This is a genomic window from Bacillus sp. FJAT-50079 (assembly GCF_018343515.1).
Taxonomy (GTDB): Bacteria; Bacillota; Bacilli; order Bacillales; family Bacillaceae_C; genus Lederbergia.
This window is the reverse complement of record NZ_JAGYPD010000004.1, coordinates 294,556-318,653: the sequence shown is the minus strand read 5'-3', so window position 1 is coordinate 318,653 and position 24,098 is coordinate 294,556. Positions and strand designations below refer to the sequence as shown.

General features: G+C 40.1%; 20 protein-coding genes and 1 riboswitch. Of the genes, 5 read left to right on the top strand and 15 right to left on the bottom strand.

Annotated features, from left to right (window positions below; genetic code table 11):
- Positions 1-10: 10 nt before the first annotated feature.
- The 3 genes from KHA95_RS12440 to KHA95_RS12430 all read right to left on the bottom strand — a co-directional run bounded on the left by KHA95_RS12440 (position 11) and on the right by KHA95_RS12430 (position 3,824).
- On the bottom strand, positions 11-772 hold the full coding sequence (locus KHA95_RS12440) for an SDR family NAD(P)-dependent oxidoreductase (RefSeq protein ID WP_213137826.1): 762 nt from the start codon (positions 770-772) through the stop codon (positions 11-13).
- Between the two features lie 200 nt (positions 773-972).
- Complete coding sequence (locus KHA95_RS12435) at positions 973-2,781, bottom strand: sensor histidine kinase (protein WP_213137825.1); 1,809 nt, start codon at positions 2,779-2,781, stop codon at positions 973-975.
- Entirely contained in the window at positions 2,781-3,824 is a 1,044-nt protein-coding gene (locus KHA95_RS12430; protein ID WP_213137824.1) for a response regulator transcription factor, read from the bottom strand. Before KHA95_RS12430 ends, KHA95_RS12435 begins: the two co-directional genes overlap by 1 nt.
- 217 nt (positions 3,825-4,041) lie before the next feature.
- On the opposite strand from KHA95_RS12430, the gene KHA95_RS12425 reads away from it, so the two are divergent.
- Positions 4,042-4,992, top strand: a complete 951-nt coding sequence (locus KHA95_RS12425; protein WP_213138083.1) for an ABC transporter permease — start codon at positions 4,042-4,044, stop codon at positions 4,990-4,992.
- 11 nt (positions 4,993-5,003) lie between these two features.
- Positions 5,004-5,885, top strand: a complete 882-nt coding sequence (locus KHA95_RS12420; protein WP_213137823.1) for a carbohydrate ABC transporter permease — start codon at positions 5,004-5,006, stop codon at positions 5,883-5,885.
- 22 nt (positions 5,886-5,907) lie between these two features.
- Here the strand turns inward: KHA95_RS12420 and KHA95_RS12415 are convergent, their stop codons facing one another.
- The gene (locus KHA95_RS12415) at positions 5,908-6,675 is read right to left on the bottom strand and encodes a class I SAM-dependent methyltransferase (RefSeq protein ID WP_213137822.1); all 768 of its coding nucleotides are present in this window, start codon (positions 6,673-6,675) and stop codon (positions 5,908-5,910) included.
- A gap of 129 nt (positions 6,676-6,804) precedes the next feature.
- Between KHA95_RS12415 and KHA95_RS12410 the strand changes: the two genes are divergently transcribed.
- A complete protein-coding gene (locus tag KHA95_RS12410; protein WP_213137821.1) occupies positions 6,805-8,376 on the top strand; it encodes an extracellular solute-binding protein in 1,572 nt (523 codons plus the stop codon).
- 142 nt (positions 8,377-8,518) lie between these two features.
- On the opposite strand, the gene KHA95_RS12405 is transcribed toward KHA95_RS12410, so the two are convergent.
- The gene (locus KHA95_RS12405; protein WP_213137820.1) at positions 8,519-9,100 is read right to left on the bottom strand and encodes a hypothetical protein; all 582 of its coding nucleotides are present in this window, start codon (positions 9,098-9,100) and stop codon (positions 8,519-8,521) included.
- Positions 9,101-9,170: 70 nt separating this feature from the next.
- Positions 9,171-9,953, bottom strand: coding sequence for an SDR family NAD(P)-dependent oxidoreductase (locus KHA95_RS12400; RefSeq protein ID WP_213137819.1), 783 nt, complete (start codon positions 9,951-9,953; stop codon positions 9,171-9,173).
- Positions 9,954-10,151: 198 nt separating this feature from the next.
- Here KHA95_RS12400 and KHA95_RS12395 point away from each other — a divergent pair, with 198 nt between their 5' ends.
- A complete protein-coding gene (locus tag KHA95_RS12395) occupies positions 10,152-10,631 on the top strand; it encodes a GNAT family N-acetyltransferase (protein ID WP_213137818.1) in 480 nt (159 codons plus the stop codon).
- A 242-nt stretch (positions 10,632-10,873) separates the two neighbouring features.
- Here the strand turns inward: KHA95_RS12395 and KHA95_RS12390 are convergent, their stop codons facing one another.
- The 4 genes from KHA95_RS12390 to KHA95_RS12375 form a co-directional block, all read right to left on the bottom strand.
- Positions 10,874-13,816 carry a glycoside hydrolase family 2 protein gene (locus KHA95_RS12390; protein ID WP_213137817.1) on the bottom strand — a complete coding sequence of 981 codons (2,943 nt, stop codon included), beginning with the start codon at positions 13,814-13,816 and terminating at the stop codon, positions 10,874-10,876.
- A 159-nt stretch (positions 13,817-13,975) separates the two neighbouring features.
- Positions 13,976-14,743 (bottom strand): succinate dehydrogenase iron-sulfur subunit, encoded by a 768-nt coding sequence (gene sdhB, locus KHA95_RS12385; protein WP_213137816.1) that lies wholly within the window; start codon positions 14,741-14,743, stop codon positions 13,976-13,978.
- 1 nt (position 14,744) lies between these two features.
- On the bottom strand, positions 14,745-16,505 hold the full coding sequence (gene sdhA, locus KHA95_RS12380; protein WP_213137815.1) for a succinate dehydrogenase flavoprotein subunit: 1,761 nt from the start codon (positions 16,503-16,505) through the stop codon (positions 14,745-14,747).
- A 54-nt stretch (positions 16,506-16,559) separates the two neighbouring features.
- Positions 16,560-17,189, bottom strand: a complete 630-nt coding sequence (locus tag KHA95_RS12375) for a succinate dehydrogenase cytochrome b558 subunit (protein WP_213137814.1) — start codon at positions 17,187-17,189, stop codon at positions 16,560-16,562.
- 262 nt (positions 17,190-17,451) lie between these two features.
- On the opposite strand from KHA95_RS12375, the gene KHA95_RS12370 reads away from it, so the two are divergent.
- Positions 17,452-17,904, top strand: coding sequence for a YslB family protein (locus KHA95_RS12370; RefSeq protein ID WP_213137813.1), 453 nt, complete (start codon positions 17,452-17,454; stop codon positions 17,902-17,904).
- A 325-nt stretch (positions 17,905-18,229) separates the two neighbouring features.
- Here KHA95_RS12370 and KHA95_RS12365 read toward each other — a convergent pair whose 3' ends face one another.
- The 5 genes from KHA95_RS12365 to KHA95_RS12345 form a co-directional block, all read right to left on the bottom strand.
- Positions 18,230-19,462 carry an aspartate kinase gene (locus KHA95_RS12365; RefSeq protein ID WP_213137812.1) on the bottom strand — a complete coding sequence of 411 codons (1,233 nt, stop codon included), beginning with the start codon at positions 19,460-19,462 and terminating at the stop codon, positions 18,230-18,232.
- A gap of 87 nt (positions 19,463-19,549) precedes the next feature.
- A riboswitch (Lysine riboswitch) is annotated at positions 19,550-19,735 on the bottom strand.
- 44 nt (positions 19,736-19,779) lie between these two features.
- Entirely contained in the window at positions 19,780-21,552 is a 1,773-nt protein-coding gene (gene uvrC, locus KHA95_RS12360) for an excinuclease ABC subunit UvrC (protein WP_213137811.1), read from the bottom strand.
- 380 nt (positions 21,553-21,932) lie between these two features.
- Positions 21,933-22,247 (bottom strand): thioredoxin, encoded by a 315-nt coding sequence (trxA, locus tag KHA95_RS12355; RefSeq protein ID WP_213137810.1) that lies wholly within the window; start codon positions 22,245-22,247, stop codon positions 21,933-21,935.
- A gap of 79 nt (positions 22,248-22,326) precedes the next feature.
- Positions 22,327-23,301 carry an electron transfer flavoprotein subunit alpha/FixB family protein gene (locus KHA95_RS12350; RefSeq protein ID WP_213137809.1) on the bottom strand — a complete coding sequence of 325 codons (975 nt, stop codon included), beginning with the start codon at positions 23,299-23,301 and terminating at the stop codon, positions 22,327-22,329.
- Between the two features lie 19 nt (positions 23,302-23,320).
- Positions 23,321-24,085 (bottom strand): electron transfer flavoprotein subunit beta/FixA family protein, encoded by a 765-nt coding sequence (locus KHA95_RS12345; RefSeq protein WP_213137808.1) that lies wholly within the window; start codon positions 24,083-24,085, stop codon positions 23,321-23,323.
- Positions 24,086-24,098: the final 13 nt, after the last annotated feature.

Below are 24,098 nucleotides of genomic sequence, written 5' to 3'. Positions count from 1 at the left end.
GATCTCCCCCTTAACGCATAAACATTCCGCCGTTAATTTCAATCGTCTCCCCAGTTAAAAATCTACTTACATCAGATACGAGATATAAAACAGCACCGGCTACATCCTCTGGCTTTCCTCCTCGATTTAACGGAATTTGTTTCACTGAATTTTTTCTTCCTTCTTCTGTATTAAAGACCGTGTGGAATGGCGTTTCATCAATAAATCCTGGCGAAACTGTATTTACATTAATATTGTAAGCAGATAGTTCTTTTGCAAGTCCTTTTGATAATGTGAAGATTGCCGCTTTTGAAGCCGCATATGCAGCCGCACCAGGTCCACCGCCATTATGGGCAGCTAGCGAAGCCATATTTACAATTTTACCGCCATTTTCTTTCATAAGAGGAATTGCTTTTTGAGTGACAAGAAACGTACTCGTTACATTCACATCGATGATTTTATGCCATAGCTCTTCGCTCATTTCTTCGATTGAAGATCTTTGAACAAGATGACCGGCATTATTGACTAAAATGTCAAGCTTACCGGAAAAAAATGTTTCCGTTTCTTTTAACAATGCTTCGATTTCATTGCTTTTCAGTACATCCGCTTGAACCGCAAGCGCTTTTCTCCCCATTTGTTCAATTTCTTTTACAACCTCTTCCGCCCCAGTACGATTGCTTCCATAATGGACGACAACATCGGCTCCAGCCTCTGCTAGTTTTAAAGCGATGCTTCGTCCAATTCCAGTACCTCCACCCGTTACTAATGCTTTTTTCCCCGTTACATCAATCATCTCAATCACCTTACCCTTTCCAACATATTTTTCATACTTTTCGTATGGTATGTACGAGCCAACCAGCTAATAGAAAGCGCTTACGATTTTTATGTTATCACTGTTTTTCATCCAGCCCTTAGGATTTTTTTTGATATATGTGGGATATTTTTAGGTACGCAAAAAGCGAACGACCCATAAATATCGTCGTTCGCTTTTTATTAAGCAGAATCCTTTGTCCACTCATTTCTCGGAAACGTTAATGTAACCGTCGTTCCTTCGTCTTCATTTCCAGTAATATGCAAGCCGAAATGGTGACCGTAAATCAATTGAATTCTTCTATGGACATTGCTCACACCAATTCCCATATTTTTATCGATGTCAAAAGATTCTTCCGCCTTCAAACGATTGTTGATTTCCTGTAATCGCTCTTCCGTTATGCCCGCACCATCATCACATACTTGAATCGTGAACGTATTTTCTGTAACGCTTGCACAAATATGGATTTCCCCGCGGTATCCCTTCTTTCTTAATCCATGATGTATCGCATTTTCAACGAGCGGCTGTAAGCTTAACTTTACCATTTCCTCACGCTCTAAATGCGGAGGGATATGTAAATGAACGCCGATCTTCTTTTGAAAGCGATGTTCTTGTACAACAAGGAAGTTTTTTACATGTTCGAGTTCTTCTTGCAATGTGACAACTTCAAAATTACGTACGGAATAGCGGAACATAGATGATAACGCTTCAGCCATTTCCGAAATCTCGTCTGCATCGTTTAAAATCGCATAGGCATTCATCGTTTCAAGTGTATTATGTAAAAAATGCGGATTAATTTGTGATTGCAATGCTTGCAGCTCTGATTTTTGTTTTTCAATCAATACTCTCTGATTTCGCAATTCAGATTTATATAAGTCCTCCACAAGCTGTGATAGTCTTTGAATCATTTTATTATAGCTATGAACTACACTGCTTATTTCATCATTCCCTTGCAGTGGTTTGATCATTTCCCATTCGCCTTTTTCCATTTTTCGCATTCCATTTTGCACTTTACGCAAAGGCTTGACAATGCTGCGTGTAAACACAAATGAAAAAATAACCGCAAATAAAATGGCAATCGCAGAGGCGACAAGCGCATTTTTCTTCACACCTGAAACTGGCTCAAGTATTGCTGATTCTGGCGCCATTGCAATCAATGTCCAACCTGTGTAAATTGATGTTGTATAATAAAATAACGTCCGTTCGTCTTCCCAGAGATCAATGAATGAACCTTCCGCTTGCTGCGAAAGTCTTTCTTGCAATGATCCAGCTACTTTTTTCCCTAAAAGGTTTGCATTAGAGTGATAGACAATTTTTCCTTCTGGATCCATAATCCATAACGATGTATCATTTTTTAATTGGCCGATATTCCATAGTTTTTCCAACGCTATGGCGTCAATATCAAATCCTAAAATTCCTTTTGGTACGAAGCTTGCCATGCCACGGGTTTGTCTTGACATACTAATAACGTATTGTGCTTTATCATAAATGCTTGGATTTCCTAGAATACTAATTTGGCCCGAGTCTGGGGTGATTTTCTTTAGATGCTCATAAATCTCGTAATTAGACGTCCACTCCGTTAAGGAGATCGGTCTATCTTCTGATAATACAACTTTGCCATTTTCTCCAACTAGATAAATCAAATTAATATCATTATTTTGAATGGAAATCTTTTGCATTTCCTTCTTGATTTCTTGTGTATAATTATATCGATCATATTCCTGATGATCTTCTAAGTCTAAAAAACCTTTCACAAAACGATTATTCAATAATGATAGTGAAGCCAATTCCAGACGCGATATATATCGATCCGTTTGATAGCTCGTATTTTTCGCAATATGCTCCAAATAGACACGTGTTTGCTTCTGTATTTGTGTTGTCGCTTCTTGATAAATAAGCCAGGAGGCAACGGTAATTGCGACAATAATGACTGTTGAAAAATAGAAGAGCATACGCTGGTTAATGTTTAAGCGGTAAATCCATCTTCTCATTACCCAATCCCCATCTTATTGCGGAATTCAGTTGGTGTTTGTCCCGTATATTTTTTAAATGTTTTTGTAAAATGTGGGTGATCATTTAACCCAATCATACTCGGAATATCAATGATGCGTATATCATTTTTCAATAATAATTCCTTTGCCATGTCCATCCGCAATCTTATTCGGTATTTAACAAATGTTTCTCCTGTTTCTTTCTTGAATAATTGACTGAAGTAGGAAGCGTTTAAGCCTAAGCGATTAGCAACCTCATCCAAGCTGATTTCCTTATCAAGATGATCGAGAATGTATTGCTTCGCCGCTTCGATTGGATCGATCTCATTTCCTTTCCTTCTCTCAGCAATCAATTCAATAATCTTTTCGCATCTTTGCATAAATAGATCATTCGATTGTTCGACTGTTTTCCCATTGATTTGGCCACTCGATGCTTGCACAATTTTACTTCCCCGCTTATTTAAGCGTACAAACAATGTATCTAAAACGTACGATAAAACATCATTATAATACGTAATGAGGAAGTTTTTATGTTCAATATTGCTTTTCCACGAACGAAAATGGACATGTAATTGTTGGTTATCGATCGACCATATCGCTTCCTCCACCTCATTTAAGAAATCTTCCAAATTTTTTGCCTCAACAAAATCATTACCGCTTTGATTTTTCCTCATTTCCAAACATCTTTCAATCGTTTCTTTTATTTTTATTTTTGCAACCGGTTTCAATAAATATTCTTTGACACCATAGCGAATTGCTTTTTGAGCGTATTCAAAATGGTCGTAGCCAGAAATAATTACCCACTGGGTATCTTCTCGTTCTTCCCTCCATTTTTCCATTAACTCCAATCCATTTTTATCCCCCATTTCAATATCGGTAAAAATGAGATCAAATACCTCTGTTTGTAAAAGTTGGTCTGCTTCTTCTGCATTTTCTGCTTCTACTAACTTATGAATATGGAAATCTTCCACGTCCGTTTGCATTAAAAGCTTACGAATTCCTTTACGGATCATCGGCTCATCTTCAATTAGTAAAATTCTCATTCAATATCCCCCTTAATTGAAAGCGCTATCGTTTTTTTCTCTATTATACTGTATTTCCCTTACTGTTTTTCGACAACTTTATTTTCCATCAAAAAAAAACACAAATCGGGCAAAACTTTCACTATTGTTGAAAACCCTTTCATTGATTACGATTGGTTACATAGACAACTAAAGGGGGATTACAATGAAGGCTAATCATATTGAAGAAAGCATTGACATGAATCAGTCGATACCTGTTAATGAGATCGTTCTTCCATCAAAAGCAAGCAGGCTAGCGAGAGCGATTTGGAAACATAAAGCATTGTATATCATTGCACTTCCGGGAATCTTTTATTTCTTTATTTTTAAATACATTCCCTTGCTCGGTACGGTGATTGCATTTCAAAACTACAATATATTCCAAGGGGTTACGGGTAGTCCTTGGGTCGGCTTCGCCCAATTTGAAAAAATGTTCATGTATCCAGAGTTTGCGAGAATTTTAAAAAACACGTTGATTATTAATTTCTATGATTTGCTTTTTGGCTTCACTGCGCCGATTATATTAGCGCTTATGTTAAATGAAGTAAGGAAGGTCCTTGCTAAACGGATTATCCAAACTGTCATTTATATGCCGCACTTTTTATCTTGGGTGATTATTAGTGGAATTTTTATTGGGATTCTTTCTCCTTCAACCGGGATTGTCAATACTCTTATTAAAGCATTTGGCTATGATCCTGTTTATTTTTTAGCGGAAGAAAGCTTCATTCGGCCGCTCATCGTCGGTTCGGGAATGTGGAGAGATGTAGGATGGGGAACGATTATCTATCTCGCTGCATTAGCAGGTATCAACCCACACTTATATGAAGCGGCGGAAGTAGATGGGGCGAACCGTTGGCAACAAACATGGAATATTACAATTCCATCATTGCTTCCAACAATTACAATTTTATTTTTATTGCAAATTGGTAACTTCCTAGATTTCGGCTTTGAACGAGTCTATGTATTTCTCAATCCTTTAAATCGTGAAAGCGGAGAAATTTTTGATACGTATATTTATCATGCCGGATTGCTGCAAAATCAGTTCAGTTATACGACAGCAATTGGAATTTTCAAATCGGTAGTAGGACTGATTCTCCTCGTTGGAGCCAATTTCCTTAGCCGAAAAACAACAGGAAATAGTTTATATTAAGGGGGATCATTATGGCAATTAAAGATAGCCCAGCACGTAAAGCTTTTTTAACAACAAATATGACGCTGCTTATTATCCTTTCACTCATTATGCTTTTGCCTTTCATCCATGTCATTGCCCAGTCGTTCAGTAGTTCCAGTGCAATCGACCGTGGTGAGGTCATTCTTTGGCCCGTGCAAGCGACATTGGATAATTACCAATATGTCTTTCAAGATAATACGATTTGGCGCGCTTTTAGTGTAACAATTTTTATTACGATCGTGGGAACATTGTTTAATTTATTTGCGACGGCTTCCCTCGCCTATCCACTATCTCGACAAGAATTTGTTGGCCGGAAATTTTTACTATTTATGGTTTTGTTCACAATGATTTTTTCGGCACCACTAATTCCAACGTATTTACTCGTGCAAAAATTAGGCCTGCTTAACTCAGTCTGGTCGTTAATCATCCCATCTGCGATTAGTGCCTTTAACTTTTTCGTTATGCGCTCGTTCTTTTTACAAATTCCAACGGAGTTAATTGATTCGGCACGAATTGATGGATGCGGAGAAATGCGCATTCTCTTCCAAATTGTGTTGCCGCTGTCCAAACCGGCACTTGCCACACTAGGAATTTTCTATGCGGTATTCCATTGGAACACATATTTCAATGCTTTGATGTATATTGAAGATCGCAAGCTTTACCCGCTTCAAGTAAAATTGCGAGAAATGATCGTCGATGATACTTTAGTCGCTGACCCAACATCCGATCTCTTTTCAACGATGCTTTCAAGCTCACCTGAAGGGATCAAAATGGCGACAATCATTGTCGCAACTGTCCCGATTTTGCTAGTCTATCCATTTTTGCAGCGCTATTTTATTAAAGGATTTATGCTTGGCGGGATTAAGGATTAATAGAAAAAGCCCTACGTTGTTATTACGAAACAGCGTGGGGCTTTTTGGCGACGATGATAAATCGATGCTCAAAAGTTTCAATATATCCCTCTTTTTCAAGCGTTTGTTGTAGTTTTATTAACTGATCTCTACATTTTTTTACGGAAAAACCAGGAAATTCCCATTCGATAATTTTTGCATAATAAACAATAGCTCCTACATCAAAGAAACGTAAATATGGAAAGTACTCCTGATTGAAGAGAAGAACAAAGTCATGTTCCATAAGTTTTTTACGTTCATTTTCAAGACAAAGGTTAGCGTACATCGGCCGATATGATTCAATTAACGAATGTGATAAGCACTCATTATTTTCCCCGCCAACTTGCTGAGTGATGAACATTCCACCTGGCTTTAAAATCCGCTTTATTTCCTTGACATCATACGCTTCGTGGCGGTTTATGATCATATCAAATGAAGGATCGGGAAAAGGCAAGTGCTCTTCCTTAAATAATTGCTTAACTGTAATTCCTAACGGTTCGAGCCTATTTTTACATTGTTCTACATTCGGTTCCCACGCCTCGGTTACGGAAGTGTTTTCGTATGGATGTCCAAGCGTTAATAGAAACTCTCCCCCACCCGTTCCCATATCTAATAGCTGATGATTGGGCTGCAAATATTGCAAGATAAACTTTTTATACTTCCAAGGAAGGCCTTCTTCATGCCATCGACCAGATAAATGGGTAAAGTCCCAGCCAAAGAACGGCTGCTGTTCCTCTATTAACCAGTGATTATATAACTCTTGTCTATCCATCTTCACCCTCCTCATTATTGGCTGCCCTAAAAATTACACAAATACAACTATATTTTTCACATTTCAAATTGTATCATAGATTGATAAATTAATTAATGAAAGCACTTACATATTTGAAGGGGGTACATTATGTTAAAAAGAAACGCTTTTCTTATTTTCTTGCTATGCTTGCTTTCAGCCCTATTGATCGGCTGTAATCAACAAGGCGCTTCATCTTCTGGAGATAATGAAGCACCAAAGGCAAATGAAGAAAATGACAATGCAGACAATGAAAACAAAGAACCACTTGCCTTTTCAATCTCTATGCGAACATTGGCAACACCGTATGTAGAAAATCACCCTGATATCAATGAAGATAAATGGGTAAAAGAGCTAGAAGAATTAACAAATACGGACTTAAACATTCGCCTCGTTCCGCATAAAGAATATGTAGAAAAAATGACATTGATGCTTGCATCAGGCGATATTCCAGATGTGGTTCAATCATCAGGTGGATTAAATGGCGCAGAATTAGCCGGAGCTGTACAAGCTGGTGTGTTCATGCCATTAAATGATTTACTTGAAAAACATGGACAAAATTTATTAGAAGTTATTCCACAAGCGGCTTGGGATCAAGTAACAGCTAGCGATGGAACGATCTACGCAATTCCTGACTATTTAGCGAACCGCAGCAGACGTGGACTTGCGATTCGGATGGATCTATTAGAAAAAACAGGACTTGATGTTCCAAAAACAACAGAGGAATATTTGGAAGTATTGCGTGCATTCAAGGATTTGGGTATAGAAAATCCTTACCAAGGACGCGAAACATTTAAATATGCTGACACGTTCTTCGGTGCTTTCGATGCATACCCATATCAATGGGAACTTTATGAAGATGAAGTTGTTCCGAAATTCATGGCTGGCGACAAAATTAAAGACGCCTTACAATTTTATAAAACAATGCATGACGATGGTTTAATTCACCCTGAATTTTTAACAACGCCACAACCTGAATACCGCAGCAATATTATCGCCGGAAAAGCAGGTATGTGGAGCATGAACGCCGAGGAAGTTCTTGCATGGGAACAAGAAATTAAACAAAATGTTCCTGAAGCAAGAGTGGAAATTATCGCTTCCCCGACCGGACCAGACGGACAAGGCGGTCATTATCTATACAACAGTGTTACACGTTCATTTTTAATTAATGCAAAAACAAAGGTAGATGTGGAGCGCCTGATCCAATTCTTTGATTGGCAAGTATCCGATGAGGCTTATAATTTCTTCACATATGGTGATCCAACTGGCAACAACGGCTATGTCATTCCAGAAGATTCAAACGGCTTAAACGAGCAACGTTACCGTACGTACTGGCTCTGGTTAATTCGCGATTCCACATACACAAAAGGAATTTTAGAATTAACAGATGACGGCAAGAAATTAATGAGCATTTTTGATGATCTACTCGCAAAAGAAGGACGTGACAGCGTTCAATTCGATCCACCACTAGAATCACTTGAAGCGAACCCAGACATTCGACCTGGCAGTGACACTCCGGCAGATCTTTGGATGACCGGTGCAGCTAAAATCATCCTTGGCCAAGAACCTATCGAATACCACGATAAAATCGTTGAAGATTGGCTGAAAAAAGGCGGACAACAAGCCATCGATGAAGCAACAAAACGCTATAAAGATAAAAAAGACATCACAATGCCAGAATAAGCAAAACGAGGTGGGGATTTTCCCACCTCGTTTTTTGTATGCTTCGATCTTTATTCCTCCGGCCTAGAGATATGTTTAACGAGGGTAAGTTCGCTTTTTCGCGGGCTTAGTTGTGCTTGTTTGTGAGCCATTTTGGTCTGATTTACGTGGCACTTACTCTGGTTACAAGCCACTCTCCTTGAGTTACAAGCCACTCTCCCTGAGTTACAAGCCACTCTCCCTGATCTACAAGCCACTCTCTCCGGTTTACAAGCCACTCTCCTTGAGTTACAAGCCACTCTCCCTGAGTTACAAGCCACTCTCTCTGAGTTACAAGCCACTCTCCCTGGTTTACAAGCCACTCTCCCTGAGCTACAAGCCACTCTCCCTGAGTTACAAGCCACTCTCTCCGGTTTACAAGCCACTCTCCTTGAGTTACAAGCCACTCTCCCTGGTTTATAAGCCACTCTCCCTGAGTTACAAGCCACTCTCCTTGAGTTACAAGCCACTCTCCCTGAGCTACAAGCCACTCCCTCTGAGTTACAAGCCACTCTCCCTGGTTTACAAGCCACTCCCTCTGAGTTACAAGCCACTCCCTCTGAGTTACAAGCCACTCCCTCTGAGTTACAAGCCACTCCCTCTGAGTTACAAGCCACTCCCTCTGAGTTACAAGCCACTCCCTCTGAGTTACAAGCCACTCCATCTGAGTTACAAGCCACTCCCTCTGAGTTACAAGCCACTCCATCTGAGTTACAAGCCACTCTCCCTGAGTTACAAGCCACTCTCCTAATTTCAGCTATTTTACTTGAATATACTTATAAAGCTGCGGCTAGTCCTCCATCTACATTCACCGCTGTTCCTGTTACATATGAGGCAGCATCTGAAACAAGGAATGTAATGACTTTTGCTGCTTCATCTGTATTTCCGATACGTCCAAGAGGTACTTGATGATCACCCTCCCTCGCATATTGTTCCCATGTAAGCTCAGGAGCTTGTTGTTTCCACCTTTTCTCAAGTTGATCACTGCGAATTAAACCGATACAGACAGTGTTCACTCGAATATTATCAGGTCCCAGATCCTTGCTCATTGCTTTTGTAAGAGCCATCCCCGCCGCTCGACTTACTGAAGTTGGTAAAGAAGAGGCTGGCGGAGTTTTTGCGAATGAGGCCGTCACATTTACAATCGCGCCACCACCTACTTGACGCATAAAAGGGATCGCATAGCGGGAACAATGGATCGCCCCGAATAATTTTAAATCAAGGTCCGCTTGCCAAAGCTCAGATTCAACCTTTTCAAACGGATGGGCTGAAGATGTGCCAGCATTATTGATCAAAATATCCAATCGGCCATACTTTTCGACAGTTGACATAACAATTTTTTTGCAGTCCTCTTCCTTTGTCACATCAGCCTCGATGTAGTGCACTTCAATATTAGTTTCCGCGAATATTTGATCAGCTGCTGCTTTTAGATTTTCCATATTTCGTGCACAGATGGTTACTTTCACACCTTCCTTAGCTAGGTGTATTGCCGTTCTCAGTCCTATTCCTTTACTAGATCCCGTAATGAGTGCTACTTTATTTTTTAAACCCAAATCCATTTTTACCTCTACCTCCCTTAAATGATGAATTATAAATAATAGTATAAGTGAGAAATTTAAATCGTGCGAATCATACATTATTCAGCCGAGTAAAATCATTTGTGCAGGTTCAATACTATTGCCCTCTGCCGGCATCAACTCACCATTCGCAAACACATATTCGCATGTTAATATGTAATCAATAGAGGAGGGCTAATCATGGAGAAATGTGAATATGTACAGTTACGTCATTTTTCAAATGTATATTCGGATATATTAAATTCCTTTGAACTTCCTAATGAACAGGGAAAATTTACATCATTGCCAAAAGAATTTCAGGAACATGTAGAGGACCAATATCGAATTGTTATTTTACATAAGTCAGAACCAGTCGGTTTCTTTATATTACACGCAACCGATCGCGTAAAAGACTATACGGAAAACTCAAAGGCGATGCTATTAACTTCATTATCAATCAACCATGTGCACCAAGGAAAAGGGTTCGCAAAACAAGCTATGTTTTTACTAAAAAAGTTCATTTCAATCGAGTTTCCAACCTGTAATGAAGTCGTTTTAGCCGTTAATCATAAAAATAATGTTGCCCAACAATTGTATGTAAAAGTTGGATTTCAAGACACAGGAAAGAGAAAAATCGGTCCCATTGGCGAGCAGTTTATAATGAAATTAATGATCCAGTGAGGGCAAGGGAAGAAAGTCGAAGTTTTAAAATGTGCTAATAGTTGAAGTGCGATTACCAAAAGAGTATATAGTAAGCCTAAGAGATAAGTTTAATAAGTTTGAGGATTATGCCTTATTCGCACGTAAATTGATACTGGAGACTGCTGCCACAGTCGCTCCCTTTTCATGGTAAGAACAAAAAGAAACACCTTTCTTGTAAAACGCTCAAATACAAGAAAGGTGTTTCAATCTAGAAGAATTAATCAAATCTCTTTCGCAAACATGACGTACATATTGGCCATCTTCCCTTCATCGTGATCTTGATTCCCACCAAGCGTTAATGTCGTATTCGCATTAACTGTTTTAGAAAATACTCTATGTGTAGACCCATTAATTGTAATGCCATCCTCCGCATCGATGAAACCTTCCATTAGCCATTGCGGTCTTTCTAAGCGGTCATCGTGAGCAATGTACACATTCGCGTTATTACCAATCGTAAAATGCATAAGGTCTAATGCTTGATATGATGCATCTTCATTCGCTACTTGTATATATTCTCCGCCAAGTAAATCATCCGGAAGGTTTTCAAATACGAAATCTTGATCAGAATAGATTTGATCACCATTTTTCACATTTACTTGAACACCATTTGAACAGTGAATACCAGAATATGAGAAATCATGGATGAGTTGTCGCTGAAGTTCTTTTGACCGTTTTACTCTTGTATCCTTAGGCCCTTCACCGATTGACGGTTCCACACCCGTTAAAACTAATTCAGGTATCAGCGGCATTTCCACTGAAAGTCCATCTTCGATTAATACTGGATGCGACATCACGTTTATCGTTGCCGATTTTAATCCTTTGATTTGCCCAGTCACTGTAATTGTTCCCGGAACGAGTGTTGACCGAACAGCTACACGATTGATCCCAGCTTCAATCTCTAAATGTAGATGATTCGTGGAGGCTTCCTTACCACTATTATAACCGCCTCTCCATATTCCCGGCCCTGTGATCGCAAAGTCAATTCGTCCATCGAAAGTTGAAACACGATCACCATAAATATCTACAACTTCCGCATCAATTAATACGACATCAGATCGGTCAGCACGCAATCCTTCAGGTCCCGTTATTGCGGTCAATTTGACTGCAACTGGTGCACCTGTTGTTTTCTTTTCATGTATGGCAATGACTTCATTATCTGAATTGTATGCAACTGCTTTAATCGTTCCCGCTTGCCAAGCAACATCATGAAATGTGAATAAATACGTATCACTTTTTGAACCGAATCCTAATGATTTCTCGTTAATAAAAAACTCAACACGATCACCATTGGCCATTACATATATGTCCTTCACCGTTCCTACTGGATAATTCCAATGACCAATAATATAAATTTGCGGATCATTTCTAAAGATCGCTTTGATCGCATAATATGCCTCTTTTGGAAGCATCACACCATCCACTTCTCCACTCGCACGGGCTACTTCCGAATGAACACGTCCATGACTTGTTGAGTCCGAGAAAATCCAATTCGCTCCGCCACAATGCTCAGGAGCGCTAATTTTTGCAAATTGACTCGCTTGGTTTTTAGCAAAATCTTCTGCCGTCAAATTATACGATGAATCAGGGGAAGTTTGGTAGTTTTCATAGCCTGGCGTGTAACGATCCCAAACGCGGCGCGGCGCTTCTTCTCGATTATATTCCCCTTCAACGACCGGGTGACCAGAGCCTTTTAATTCCCAGCTTCCCTCTGTCCCAATCGAAAGATCAATAAATTTATCCATTGCCGCATCGCTTCTTCGATGTGCATAATTTCTTCCACCATGTCGATCCCATTCTTGAACGATTTCTTTCAACGTCTCCGCTTCCGCTACTGGCACACTTTGATTCCCGCCTTCCCACGAAAGGATCGATGGATGATTTCGATAATAAATAACCATATCGCGGAAGGCGCTGGCTCTTATTTTATAAGCAACATCACTGTATACACCACCAACTGTGCTTCCTTCCCCATCTACACCAGGTTGAAGTGTGATCATTCCATATTTATCTGCTACTTTTAAATGTGTCGGCGAACCGGCCACATGTCCCCAACGGATAAAGTTGCCGCCGGCATCTTTCATCAACTTGATGACATGGTCATGCATCCAATCAGGATAGGCAGCACCTAAACCAGCCCATTCATTCGTTGCCTTTTGCCCCCACCCCTTTAGTTTCATCTGCCGACCATTAATAAAAAATCCTTGATCATTCGTAAACTCGAATGTTCTTATTCCTAACGGAGTAACGTACTCATCGACAATCTTATTTTCTACCTTTAATTTTGTTACCACCTTATATACATATGGATAATCAGGTGACCAACGATGTGGGTTCTTCAAAGTTTCCGTTGTAGCAAAAACAAACTTCTCCCCTGCCTCTACTTTCTTTTGATCTCTCATTGTGAGCACGACCTTACCCATACGATCAACGACTTCAACGATATAGTCTACGAATTTCGAACGACTATCCTCATTAAATACTTCCGCTTCAACCGTCACATCTGCCGAATCCTTCGTAATATTTGATGTGTGCACATACGTTCCTTGCGATTCTAGAAAACTATACAATGGCAATGTAATATGAAGCTTGTCCGTAATCGCCAAATAAACATTTCGATAAAGTCCGCCATGTGTCGGATGCCAATGGGAATCATGCCAGCTTAATACATCATCTGTCCCTTCCGACTTATAAGGGAAAGTATTATCTACCATGACAGCGATCAGATTTTCTTGGTCGCCAAAATAGAGATGCGGTGTCAGGTCATAGCCAAATGGAATAAAGCCATTTTCACATTTTCCAGCAAGTTTTACTCCATTGATGTAAACATCTGCTGTTTGACGTACGGCTTCAAATTCGATAAATACTTTTTTATCTTTATATTTTTCCTTGATTTTGAATTGTTTACGATACCATGACTTACCCGTGTACATATTTCTTTCGCCATTATGCCCTCCCTCCATAAAATTATCGAATGTATCGATGTCATTGAATGTATGTGGAGTACTGACCGTTTCCCATGTAGAATCATTGAATGAAGGCTCGTACGCATCTTTTATGTCTTTCTTTATAAATTTCCAGGCAGCGTTAAAATTACTCTTCAGCCTTGGCTGATCTTTCTTCGCTTTTTCAGATAGATGGCTATGCAGTTCTATTTTCCTCCCCATTTTCTCTCTCCTCGTTTTCATCCGACTATGTAAAAACGTCTTTACCTTATTCTACTACTATATATTGACAGCCAATTGTAAACGTTTTATTTCATGTTGTAATTTTTTTATATAAAAAAACAGGACTTGTCCCTATTGGACAAGTCCTGTTTAATCTTATTACTCTACCATATTGTCGCTTCCGAAGAAGTTTTTGAACATTTGGATGTTCGTCGCGCGGTTCATTGCTGCAATGGAAGTTGTAAGCGGAATGCCTTTTGGACAAACTTCCACACAGTTTTGTGAGTTACCGCACTGTGAGATTCCTCCATCGCCCATTAATGCTTCCAGACGTTCGTCTTTGTTCATCGATCCAGTTGGATGTGCGTTATATAAACGTACGAGTGAAAGAAATGCTGGGCCAATGAAATCTGTTTTGCTGTTTACGTTTGGACATGCTTCCAGGCAAACCCCGCACGTCATACATTTTGACAGCTCGTATGCCCATTGACGTTTTCTTTCCGGCATACGTGGTCCTGGTCCAAGATCGTGCGTTCCATCAATTGGAATCCATGCCTTGATTCGCTTCAATGAATCAAACATTCTGCTTCGATCAATAACAAGGTCACGAACGACTGGGAATGTAGCCATTGGCGCCAATCGAATTGGCTGTTCCAATTTATCAACGAGCGCTGTACAAGATTGACGCGGTTGGCCATTGATTACCATTGAGCAAGCTCCACATACTTCCTCAAGACAGTTCATATCCCAGTTTACTGGCGTTGTTTTTTCCCCTTTTGAATTGACCGGGTTACGGCGAATTTCCATAAGCGCAGAGATGACGTTCATGTTTGGTCGATAATCAAGAACGAATTCTTCTTCATATGGTTGAGATTCTGGATGATCTTGACGAGTAATAATAAAAGTAACAGTTTTCTTTTCACTCATGTTAATTCACCTCTTTCTGTTTTGAATAGTCGCGTTTACGTGGTTTAATTAAAGTGACGTCGACATCCTCATAACTGAATTCTGGTGTGTTCGTACTTGCATTATAATTCGCCATCGTTGTCTTCAAGAAGTTATCATCATCACGTTCTGGGAAGTCCGGCTTATAATGAGCTCCTCGGCTTTCATTTCGATTCAATGCACCAATCGTAATAACACGTGCAAGCTGCATCATATGCCAAAGCTGTCTTGTAAATAGTGCACCTTGATTGCTCCAGCTCGTCGTATCGTTAATATTGATGTTTTTCCAACGCTCCATCAATTCAATAATTTTATTATCGGTTTCTTGTAATTTATCATTGTAACGAACAACCGTTACGTTATCTGTCATCCATTCACCAAGCTCTTTATGAAGGACGTACGCATTTTCAGTACCATCCAAAGCCATAATATCTGCCCATTTTTCCTCTTCATGCTTTTGCGCACCTTCGAATAGGGATGATGGAAGAGCATCCGCGCTTTTCGCCAAGCCGCTTACATATTTAACTGCTTCAGGTCCCGCGACCATTCCACCGTATACAGCAGACAATAGGGAGTTAGCACCTAAACGGTTTGCTCCATGTTGAGAATAGTCACACTCACCTGCAGCAAATAAGCCTGGAATATTCGTATGCTGCTCATAGTCAACCCACAGTCCGCCCATAGAGTAATGAACAGCTGGGAAAATCTTCATTGGCACTTTACGAGGATCGTCACCAGTGAATTTCTCATAAATTTCAATAATACCGCCAAGTTTAATATCAAGCTCATGTGGATCTTTATGGGAAAGGTCAAGATATACCATGTTTTCTCCATTGATGCCAAGCTTCATATTGACACAAACATCAAAAATTTCTCGTGTGGCGATGTCACGCGGTACAAGGTTCCCGTATGCTGGATATTTTTCCTCAAGGAAATACCATGGTTTTCCATCTTTATACGTCCATACTCGTCCACCTTCCCCACGAGCAGATTCACTCATAAGGCGAAGCTTATCGTCTCCTGGAATTGCAGTCGGATGGATTTGAATAAACTCTCCATTTGCATAGGTTGCCCCTTGTTGATATACAATCGAAGCGGCTGAACCGGTATTAATTACAGAGTTTGTTGACTTTCCAAATATAATTCCTGGCCCACCTGTTGCCATAATAACAGCGTCAGCTGGGAATGATTGAATTTCCATTGTTGTCATGTTTTGAGCAACGATCCCTCGACAAACTCCATCATCATCTTTAATGATTCCCAAGAAGTCCCAGCCTTCATATTTGTTAACAAGGCCAGCTACTTCGTGACGGCGAACTTGTTCGTCAAGTGCATAAAGAAGCTGCTGTCCCGTTGTCGCACCCGCAAACGCTGTACGATGATGCTGTGTACCACCGAAGCGTCTGAAATCAAGTAACCCTTCAGGAGTACGGTTAAACATAACACCCATACGGTCAAATAAATTGATAATTCCTGGCGCAGCTTCACACATCGCTTTTACCGGAGGTTGGTTTGCTAAAAAGTCTCCACCATAAACTGTATCATCAAAATGGATAAGTGGAGAGTCCCCTTCACCCTTTGTATTTACTGCACCGTTAATTCCACCCTGCGCGCAAACAGAGTGGGAACGCTTTACTGGAACAAGTGAAAAAAGATCCACCGCGTTTCCTTGCTCAGCTATTTTTATAGTTGCCATCAGGCCGGCTAATCCACCACCGACCACGATGATTTTACCGTTACTCATCGTGTCATTCACTCCTTTTGTTTTCCCATGCCTATCCGTCTATTACATCATCGTTTAGACAAATAAATCTGGGTATACGAACGCAAGTGCCGCTCGGACACCAATGATTGAAGTAATAATAAATACGCCTCCCATTACCCAAGAAGAAATTCGTTGGGAGCTTGGAGATTGCGTAATTCCCCATCTTACTAAAAATGACCATAGACCATTAGAGAGATGGAATGTAGCGGATAAAATCCCTACCAAATATAAAATCAACACAACTGGGTTAGATAAAATATTTTCCATCATTTCAAAGTTAACTTCAGCACCGAAAAATGCTTTTTGAATTCGCGTCTCCCATACATGCCAAGCGATAAATAATAATAAAAGCACGCCTGTGAATCGCTGAATTGTAAACATCCAGTTTCTGAAATAACTAAGTTTCGTCGGATTGTTTTTAGCGGTGAAAGCAATGTAAAGTCCTAGAATTCCATGAAACAAAATTGGTATGTAAATGATTGCGAATTCAAGGAATATGACAAATGGTAAACTTGCCATAAAATTTGAGGCATTGTTAAATGCTTCTTCTCCGCGTGTAGCAAAGTGATTGATAATCAAGTGCTGCACTACAAAGATCCCTACTGGAATAACCCCCAGCAAAGAGTGCAGTCTGCGCATATAAAATTCATTTTTCCCTGCCACAATTTACCCCCCTTAGTAGTTACGCCTCTGTGTTGTGGACAAAATGTGATTGGAATATTCCTACGTTGTCGAACAACACAAAATTTTATAATTATGTGACATATCTATTCTACTCCCCACTTTATAAAGCGTCAAGGCAACGGTTTCATTTTCTCATTTTGATAAAAAAACAATTCTTCATGATAAATTCATTGTTTTTCATCAAAATGCACCTTTTTTTGTATATAATAGCTTTATACTGAAAGAGGGGAATCGATCTTTAATGACTAATAAACTTCAAACTCCACCTGTGATAGAAGAACTTCAATCTGTACCGGTTTTCGGTTATGAGCTCATTCGGGACGTTCTTCTACCTGACTTACTTGGAAAAGACACACCAGAAATTACGTATTGGGCTGGCAAGCATCTTGCACGCAAATTCCCGCTTCTTTCATTTGATGAAATGATTTCTTTTTTTATCGACGCAAGCTGGGGAACATTAACCGTTATAAACGAACGGAAGCACGAATTACAGCTCGAATTATCCGGTGACATTGTTACAAGAAGAATGCAATTGCATGAAGAACCATGCTTTCGATTAGAGACAGGTTTCATTGCTCAACAAATCCAATCGCAAAAAAAAGCTCTAACAGAAGCTTTTGAAGAAGTTCAACAACGCCATAAAAAAGTGCTGATCACGGTCCGTTGGGACTTGAAAGATCCTATTGATAAATGAATTGAGTGCTGAATACTGGATTTATATACAAAAGAGGTCTTGCTCTAATTGATAAAGCAAGTACCTCTTTTTCATAAGAAAAGAAAGTATTAATTTTTCGTTGCATTCATTTTGAAATAGCATATTCTTGTCTAGCTCCAGTCGCCCAGCGACTAGCTATACGATAAGTCAACATCGGCTCTATAGAAGCTGTGTTTAGGCCTGCATGATGCAGGTCACAACGGCGTTGCCACAGGACGTGGCGGTTTTAGCCGTTGATCTCATAGAATCTCGTCAGAATCGCAAAGGAAGTACGTCGCTAAACGGGCGCTTGCGCTTTTCTTATTTACTGTACTTTTTCTTCGACAAGCTCGAGATGAAAAGCATCGTGCAAAACTTGTGCAGCTTCTGTCATTTTTTCTTCTTCAACGACTGCAGATACTTTAATTTCTGATGTGCTGACCATTTTAATTTGAATACTCTCATCAGCAAGCACTTGGAACATTTTTGCAGCTACACCTGGATTGGAAACCATTCCAGATCCAACGATCGATACTTTTGCAAGTCCTGCTTCATATTCAATATTTTCAAATCCGATTGATTCTTTATGGCTTTCAAGCACACGAACAGCGGCTTGACGATCTTTATTATCAATTGAAAAAGATAAATTCGTTTTATTTCCGTCTGTTTGACTTTGGATGATAATATCCACATCGATTTGATTGTCAGCCAAAACAGAAAAAATAGAGGATAATCCTGTTATTTCATTTTTCAGACCGAACACCGTTAATCTCGTAATATCCTTTTCAAAGGCAACGCCTCTAACAACTAAATTTTGCTCCATTGATACTTCCTCCTCAATAACCGTTCCTTCCTCATTTTCCGTGCTTGATCGAACTTCTAATGCGACATTATAGTTTTTTGCAAATTCAACCGCTCGTGGGTGAAGCACACCTGCCCCCAAATTCGCTAGTTCTAGCATTTCATCATATGAAATTGATGCAAGTTTACGCGCTCCTTTTACAAAACGTGGATCTGTCGTAAATACTCCTGTTACATCTGTACAAATTAAGCAGCGTTCTGCTTTTAGAGCAGCGGCAAGGGCAACTGCAGTCGTATCTGATCCGCCTCTTCCAAGTGTTGTAATTTCCCCATCTTCCGTTACACCTTGGAAACCAGCACAAACGATAATATTTCCTTCATTCAATTTTCGCTGTACTTGAACCGTATTGACATCAATGATCCGCGCGTTTGAATGAACTTTTTCCGTGACAATTCCTGCTTGCCATCCTGTAAAAGAAACGGCTGGCATACCGATTTCGGTTAATGCCATTGATAATAATGAAATCGATACTTGCTCACCAGTTGCTAGCAGCATATCCATTTCACGCTTGGCCGGCTCATTCGTAATTTGGCCAGCAAGCCCTAATAATTGGTCGGTTGTTTTCCCCATTGCAGACACAACGACGACAACATCTTTTCCATTTTTCTTTTGTTCTGCAACTCGTTGTGCTGCATGTTTAATCTTATCTGGCGTGCTTAATGATGATCCGCCAAATTTGATAACAATTGTTCCCATGAATCTGCCCACTTTCTATAAATAGTAAAAGGCAATGAGATTATCTCATTGCCTGTGATACGCATCCATATAAACTGCTTTTACACACGATGAGATAGCTCTCCAAAATGAATCGATCATTTTGACAATCCTACATTTATTCAACGCAGGACCAGCAGAAAAATAACAAGGGGTTTTTCTCCACTTCGGCAAACATCCCTTTCAAAACCCATCCTTGAAGCCCATTCTTCTCCGGATTTTTACTCTTGATCGTTCGCAACCTCTATCAGAATTATGAAATTGGAATTATTATACCATCTTGTTTTTTCTTTTGCAACTCACTTTTCCAAATTTTCTTTCAGCGTCTTGGCAACATTGGCTGGTAAACCAAGTTCAATCAGCGCTTCAACTGAAGCTTCTTTTATTTTTTTCAATGAGCCAAAATGGCGTAAAAGGAGCTTTTTCCTTACCGGACCGAGGCCTGGAATATCGTCTAAGGCGGATTGGAAAGCCGATTTTCCGCGTAATTGGCGGTGAAATGTAATCGCAAACCGGTGTACTTCATCTTGTATCCGTTGCAGTAAATAAAACTCTTGACTATTACGATCAAGAGGGACAACTTCTAGTGGGGAACCAAATAATAATTGTGATGTCCGATGCTTTTCATCTTTCGCCAATCCAGCAACGGGAAGATGAAGCCCAAGCTCGTTTTCTAAAATATCTTTTGCTGCATCGATTTGTCCTTTTCCACCATCGATTAAAACTAAATCGGGTAGTGGCAGTTTTTCGCGCAACACACGTGTATATCGTCGCCTAACAACTTCTCTCATCGATTCGTAATCATCAGGACCTTTCACCGTTTTTATTTTGTATTTACGGTATTCTTTCCTCGCCGGCTTTCCATCGATGAACACCACGAGCGCAGAAACGGGATCAGCCCCTTGAATATTGGAATTGTCAAATGCCTCAATTCTAAATGGTGTATAGATGTCCATTGCCGCACCGAGCTTTTCGATCGCGTGAATCGTTCGCTCCTCGTCACGCTCAATTAACGCAAATTTTTCACTCAAAGCAATTTTCGCATTTTTACTTGCTAGCCGGACAAGTTCCCGCTTTTGTCCTCGCCTCGGCTTGGACACTTTAACTTGTACGAGCTGGGTCGCTAACTGCTCATCAACGCTTTCAGGTATTAAAATCTCTTTTGGCTTTAAATTCTGCGGCTGTGAGTAAAATTGACCAAGATACGTGAGAAATTCCTCTTCCTTATCCCCGTATACCGGAAATAATGATACGTCGCGCTCAATTAATTTTCCTTGACGCATAAAAAATACTTGAACACACATCCAGCCTTTATCAAGATAATATCCGAACACATCGCGGCTCGTGAAGTCCGAGGTCATCATTTTTTGCTTTTCCATCGTCGTTTCAATGTTGGAAATTTGATCACGATATTCCTTTGCTCGCTCAAACTCAAGCTTTTCCGCTGCTTCTAGCATTTTCCCCTGCAATTCTTCCTTAATCTCTGTATATCCGCCATTTAAAAATCGGACGATTTCATCGGTGATTTCTTTATATGTCTCCGGCTTTACCTCATTAACGCTCGGCGCTAAACATTGTCCAAGATGATAATAAAGGCAAACACGATTACACATCGTATTACATTTTCTAAGCGGATAAATTCGATCAAGCAGCTTCTTCGTTTCGTTCGCTGCTTGGGCATTCGGATACGGTCCGAAATATTTCCCTTTATCCTTTTTTACTTTACGAGTAATGATAAGACGCGGATGTCGTTCATTTGTTAGTTTAATATACGGATAGCTTTTATCGTCTTTTAACATGACATTGTATTTCGGATCATGTTTTTTTATTAAGTTCATTTCTAATATCAATGCTTCAATATCAGACGATGTAACGATGTATTCAAAATCTACGATTTCGCTGACAAGACGCTGTGTTTTCGCATCATGTGATCCTGTAAAATAAGATCGCACGCGATTTTTTAACACTTTCGCTTTACCGACATAAATAATGGTTTCGTGTCGATCTTTCATTAAATAACAGCCAGGCTGCTCTGGTAACACTTCCAATTTATGTTTAATATTTTCATTCATACAAACACCTACCATACTAATAGATGAGAGGTGTGTGCTCCTCTCAGATGTTAAGAAAAGCGTAAGCGCACGTTTAGCGACGTACAAACTGCGCAACAGGATGTTGGTGTGTCAACGTTGCCACAGGAAGTGGCGATCTTAGTCGGAATCCTTCAACCGAGATAAAGGAAACACGGTGAGCCCCAAAAGGCGAGCCGATGTTGACTTATCGCAGGAAGAAGAGTGAAGTTTGCTAGTCGCTGGGCGCTGGAGCTAGACACCAATACCTTGCCTTATAAATAAAGGCTGTACTAATTTTATATACTTTCATAACCTTTGAAAAAGAGACTGCCCCATTAGTGCGCGGCACTTTGTTTTGGGTCAGCCTCTTGTTTTTCAGATTACATATGTTTTTCTAATAATGCTGCTAGTTGGTCTTTTGATTGGAAGCCAACTGTTTTATCAACTTGTTGTCCGTCTTTGAAAACAAGCAATGTTGGAATGCTCATAATTCCGTATTTACCAGCTGTTTCTTGGTTATCGTCAACATCAACTTTAACGATTTTCGCTTTATCGCCAAGTTCTCCGTCAAGTTCTTCCAAAACTGGAGCGATCATTTTACATGGTCCACACCAAGGTGCCCAGAAGTCAACCAATACGACGCCTTCGCCAATTTCTGAAGCAAAGTTTGCGTCAGTTGCATTTATAATTGCCATTTACATTACCTCCTAATGAATACAGTTAAAACTAAAGCAAGTATATCATTCTGTTTTAGAAGTGGCTAATAATTTGCTTTCAAGAAGATTTAATTTTTTTAAATTCCTCCGTCAAAAGTGGCACGACTTCAAATAAGTCACCAACAATGCCATAATCTGCGATACTAAAAATTGTCGCTTCCGGATCTTTATTAATCGCAACAATGATTTTGGAGTTAGACATACCGGCTACATGTTGGATTGCTCCGGAAATGCCACATGCGATATATAAATCAGGTGTGACTACTTTCCCCGTCTGCCCTATTTGCAAAGAGTAATCGCAATAATCTGCGTCACATGCTCCCCTCGATGCACCAACTGCGCCGCCAAGCACTTGAGCAAGTTCCTTTAACGGTTCAAATCCTTCTGCGCTTTTTACCCCACGCCCTCCGGCAACGATCACTTTTGCTTCAGATAGGTCCACACCTTCACTCGCTTTTCTTACAACATCTTGAATGACCGAGCGCAAATCTTTGATTTCTAGTTGTAATGAGGTGACATCTCCACTTCTTGTCTCATCTTTTTCAAGTTTATCGATATTATTAGGACGAACCGTAATAAAAGCAAGCCCTTCTGAAATCATCTTCTTTTCGAACGCTTTCCCGGAATAAATTGGTCGGATAAAAATAAGCTCTTCCCCATCATTCTCAATCGATGTCACATCGGAGATTAATGCCGCTTGCAATTTATTGGCGATTTTCGGCGATAAATCTTTTCCAAGTGCTGTATGGCCAAAGACAATCGCTTCAGGCTTTTCTTGTTCAACAACAGCGAGAAAAGCTTGAGAAAATCCGTCTGACGTATAATGGGTTAGTTTCTCATCTTCGACAATAATGACTCGATTAGCTCCATAATGAATCATTGCTTGCCCGAATGCTTTCACTTCATTTCCTAATAAAACAGCGACTACTTCGCCACCATTAGCAAGTTGTTTCGCAGCAGCGATCGCTTCAAAGGAAACATTTCTAAGCGCGCCATCTCGCAATTCACCAAGTACTAATACTTTCTTGCTCATGTCGAACCCCCCAATTGTCTCAAATGACTTTCGTTAATAAGCTTGCCAATTCTTTCACCTGATCTTTGAGCTCACCTTCGAGAATTCTTCCCGCTTGTTTGGCAGGAGGAAGAAAAATCTCAACCGTTTTTGTTTTAACTGCCACATCATCTTCATCTAAATCAAGGTCATCGATTTCCAATTGTTCAAGTGGTTTTTTCTTCGCCTTCATAATCCCAGGAAGAGAAGGATAACGCGGATCATTCAACCCTTGCTGTGCAGTAACGAGCAATGGCAGCGTCGTTTTAATGATCTCTGAATCTCCTTCCACATCGCGTGTTACCGTTACCGTTTCTCCGAAAATATCCAATTTCGTAATCGTCGTAATATAATTCATATTTAATTGATCTGCAACCCGTGGTCCAATTTGCCCTGATCCACCGTCAATCGCAACGTTTCCAGCGAGAATGAGATCAGCTTCTTTATCTTTTAAATACTCTCCAAGAATTGTTGCAATCGTATATTCATCGCTTTCTTCTATGTCATCTTCAATATTAATCAATGCAGCTTTATCTGCGCCCATCGCAAGTGCCGTACGCAACTGCTTTTCCGCCTCTTCATTGCCGACCGTTACGACTGTAACTTCTCCGCCATGATCGTCGCGAACGCGAATCGCTTCTTCGATCGCATATTCGTCATAAGGATTAATAATAAACTCGGCATTTTCTTCATTGATAAGACCATCTACGATCGAAATCTTTTCCTCTGTATCAAACGTTCTTTTCATGATTACAAAGATATTCATAGAACATGCCTCC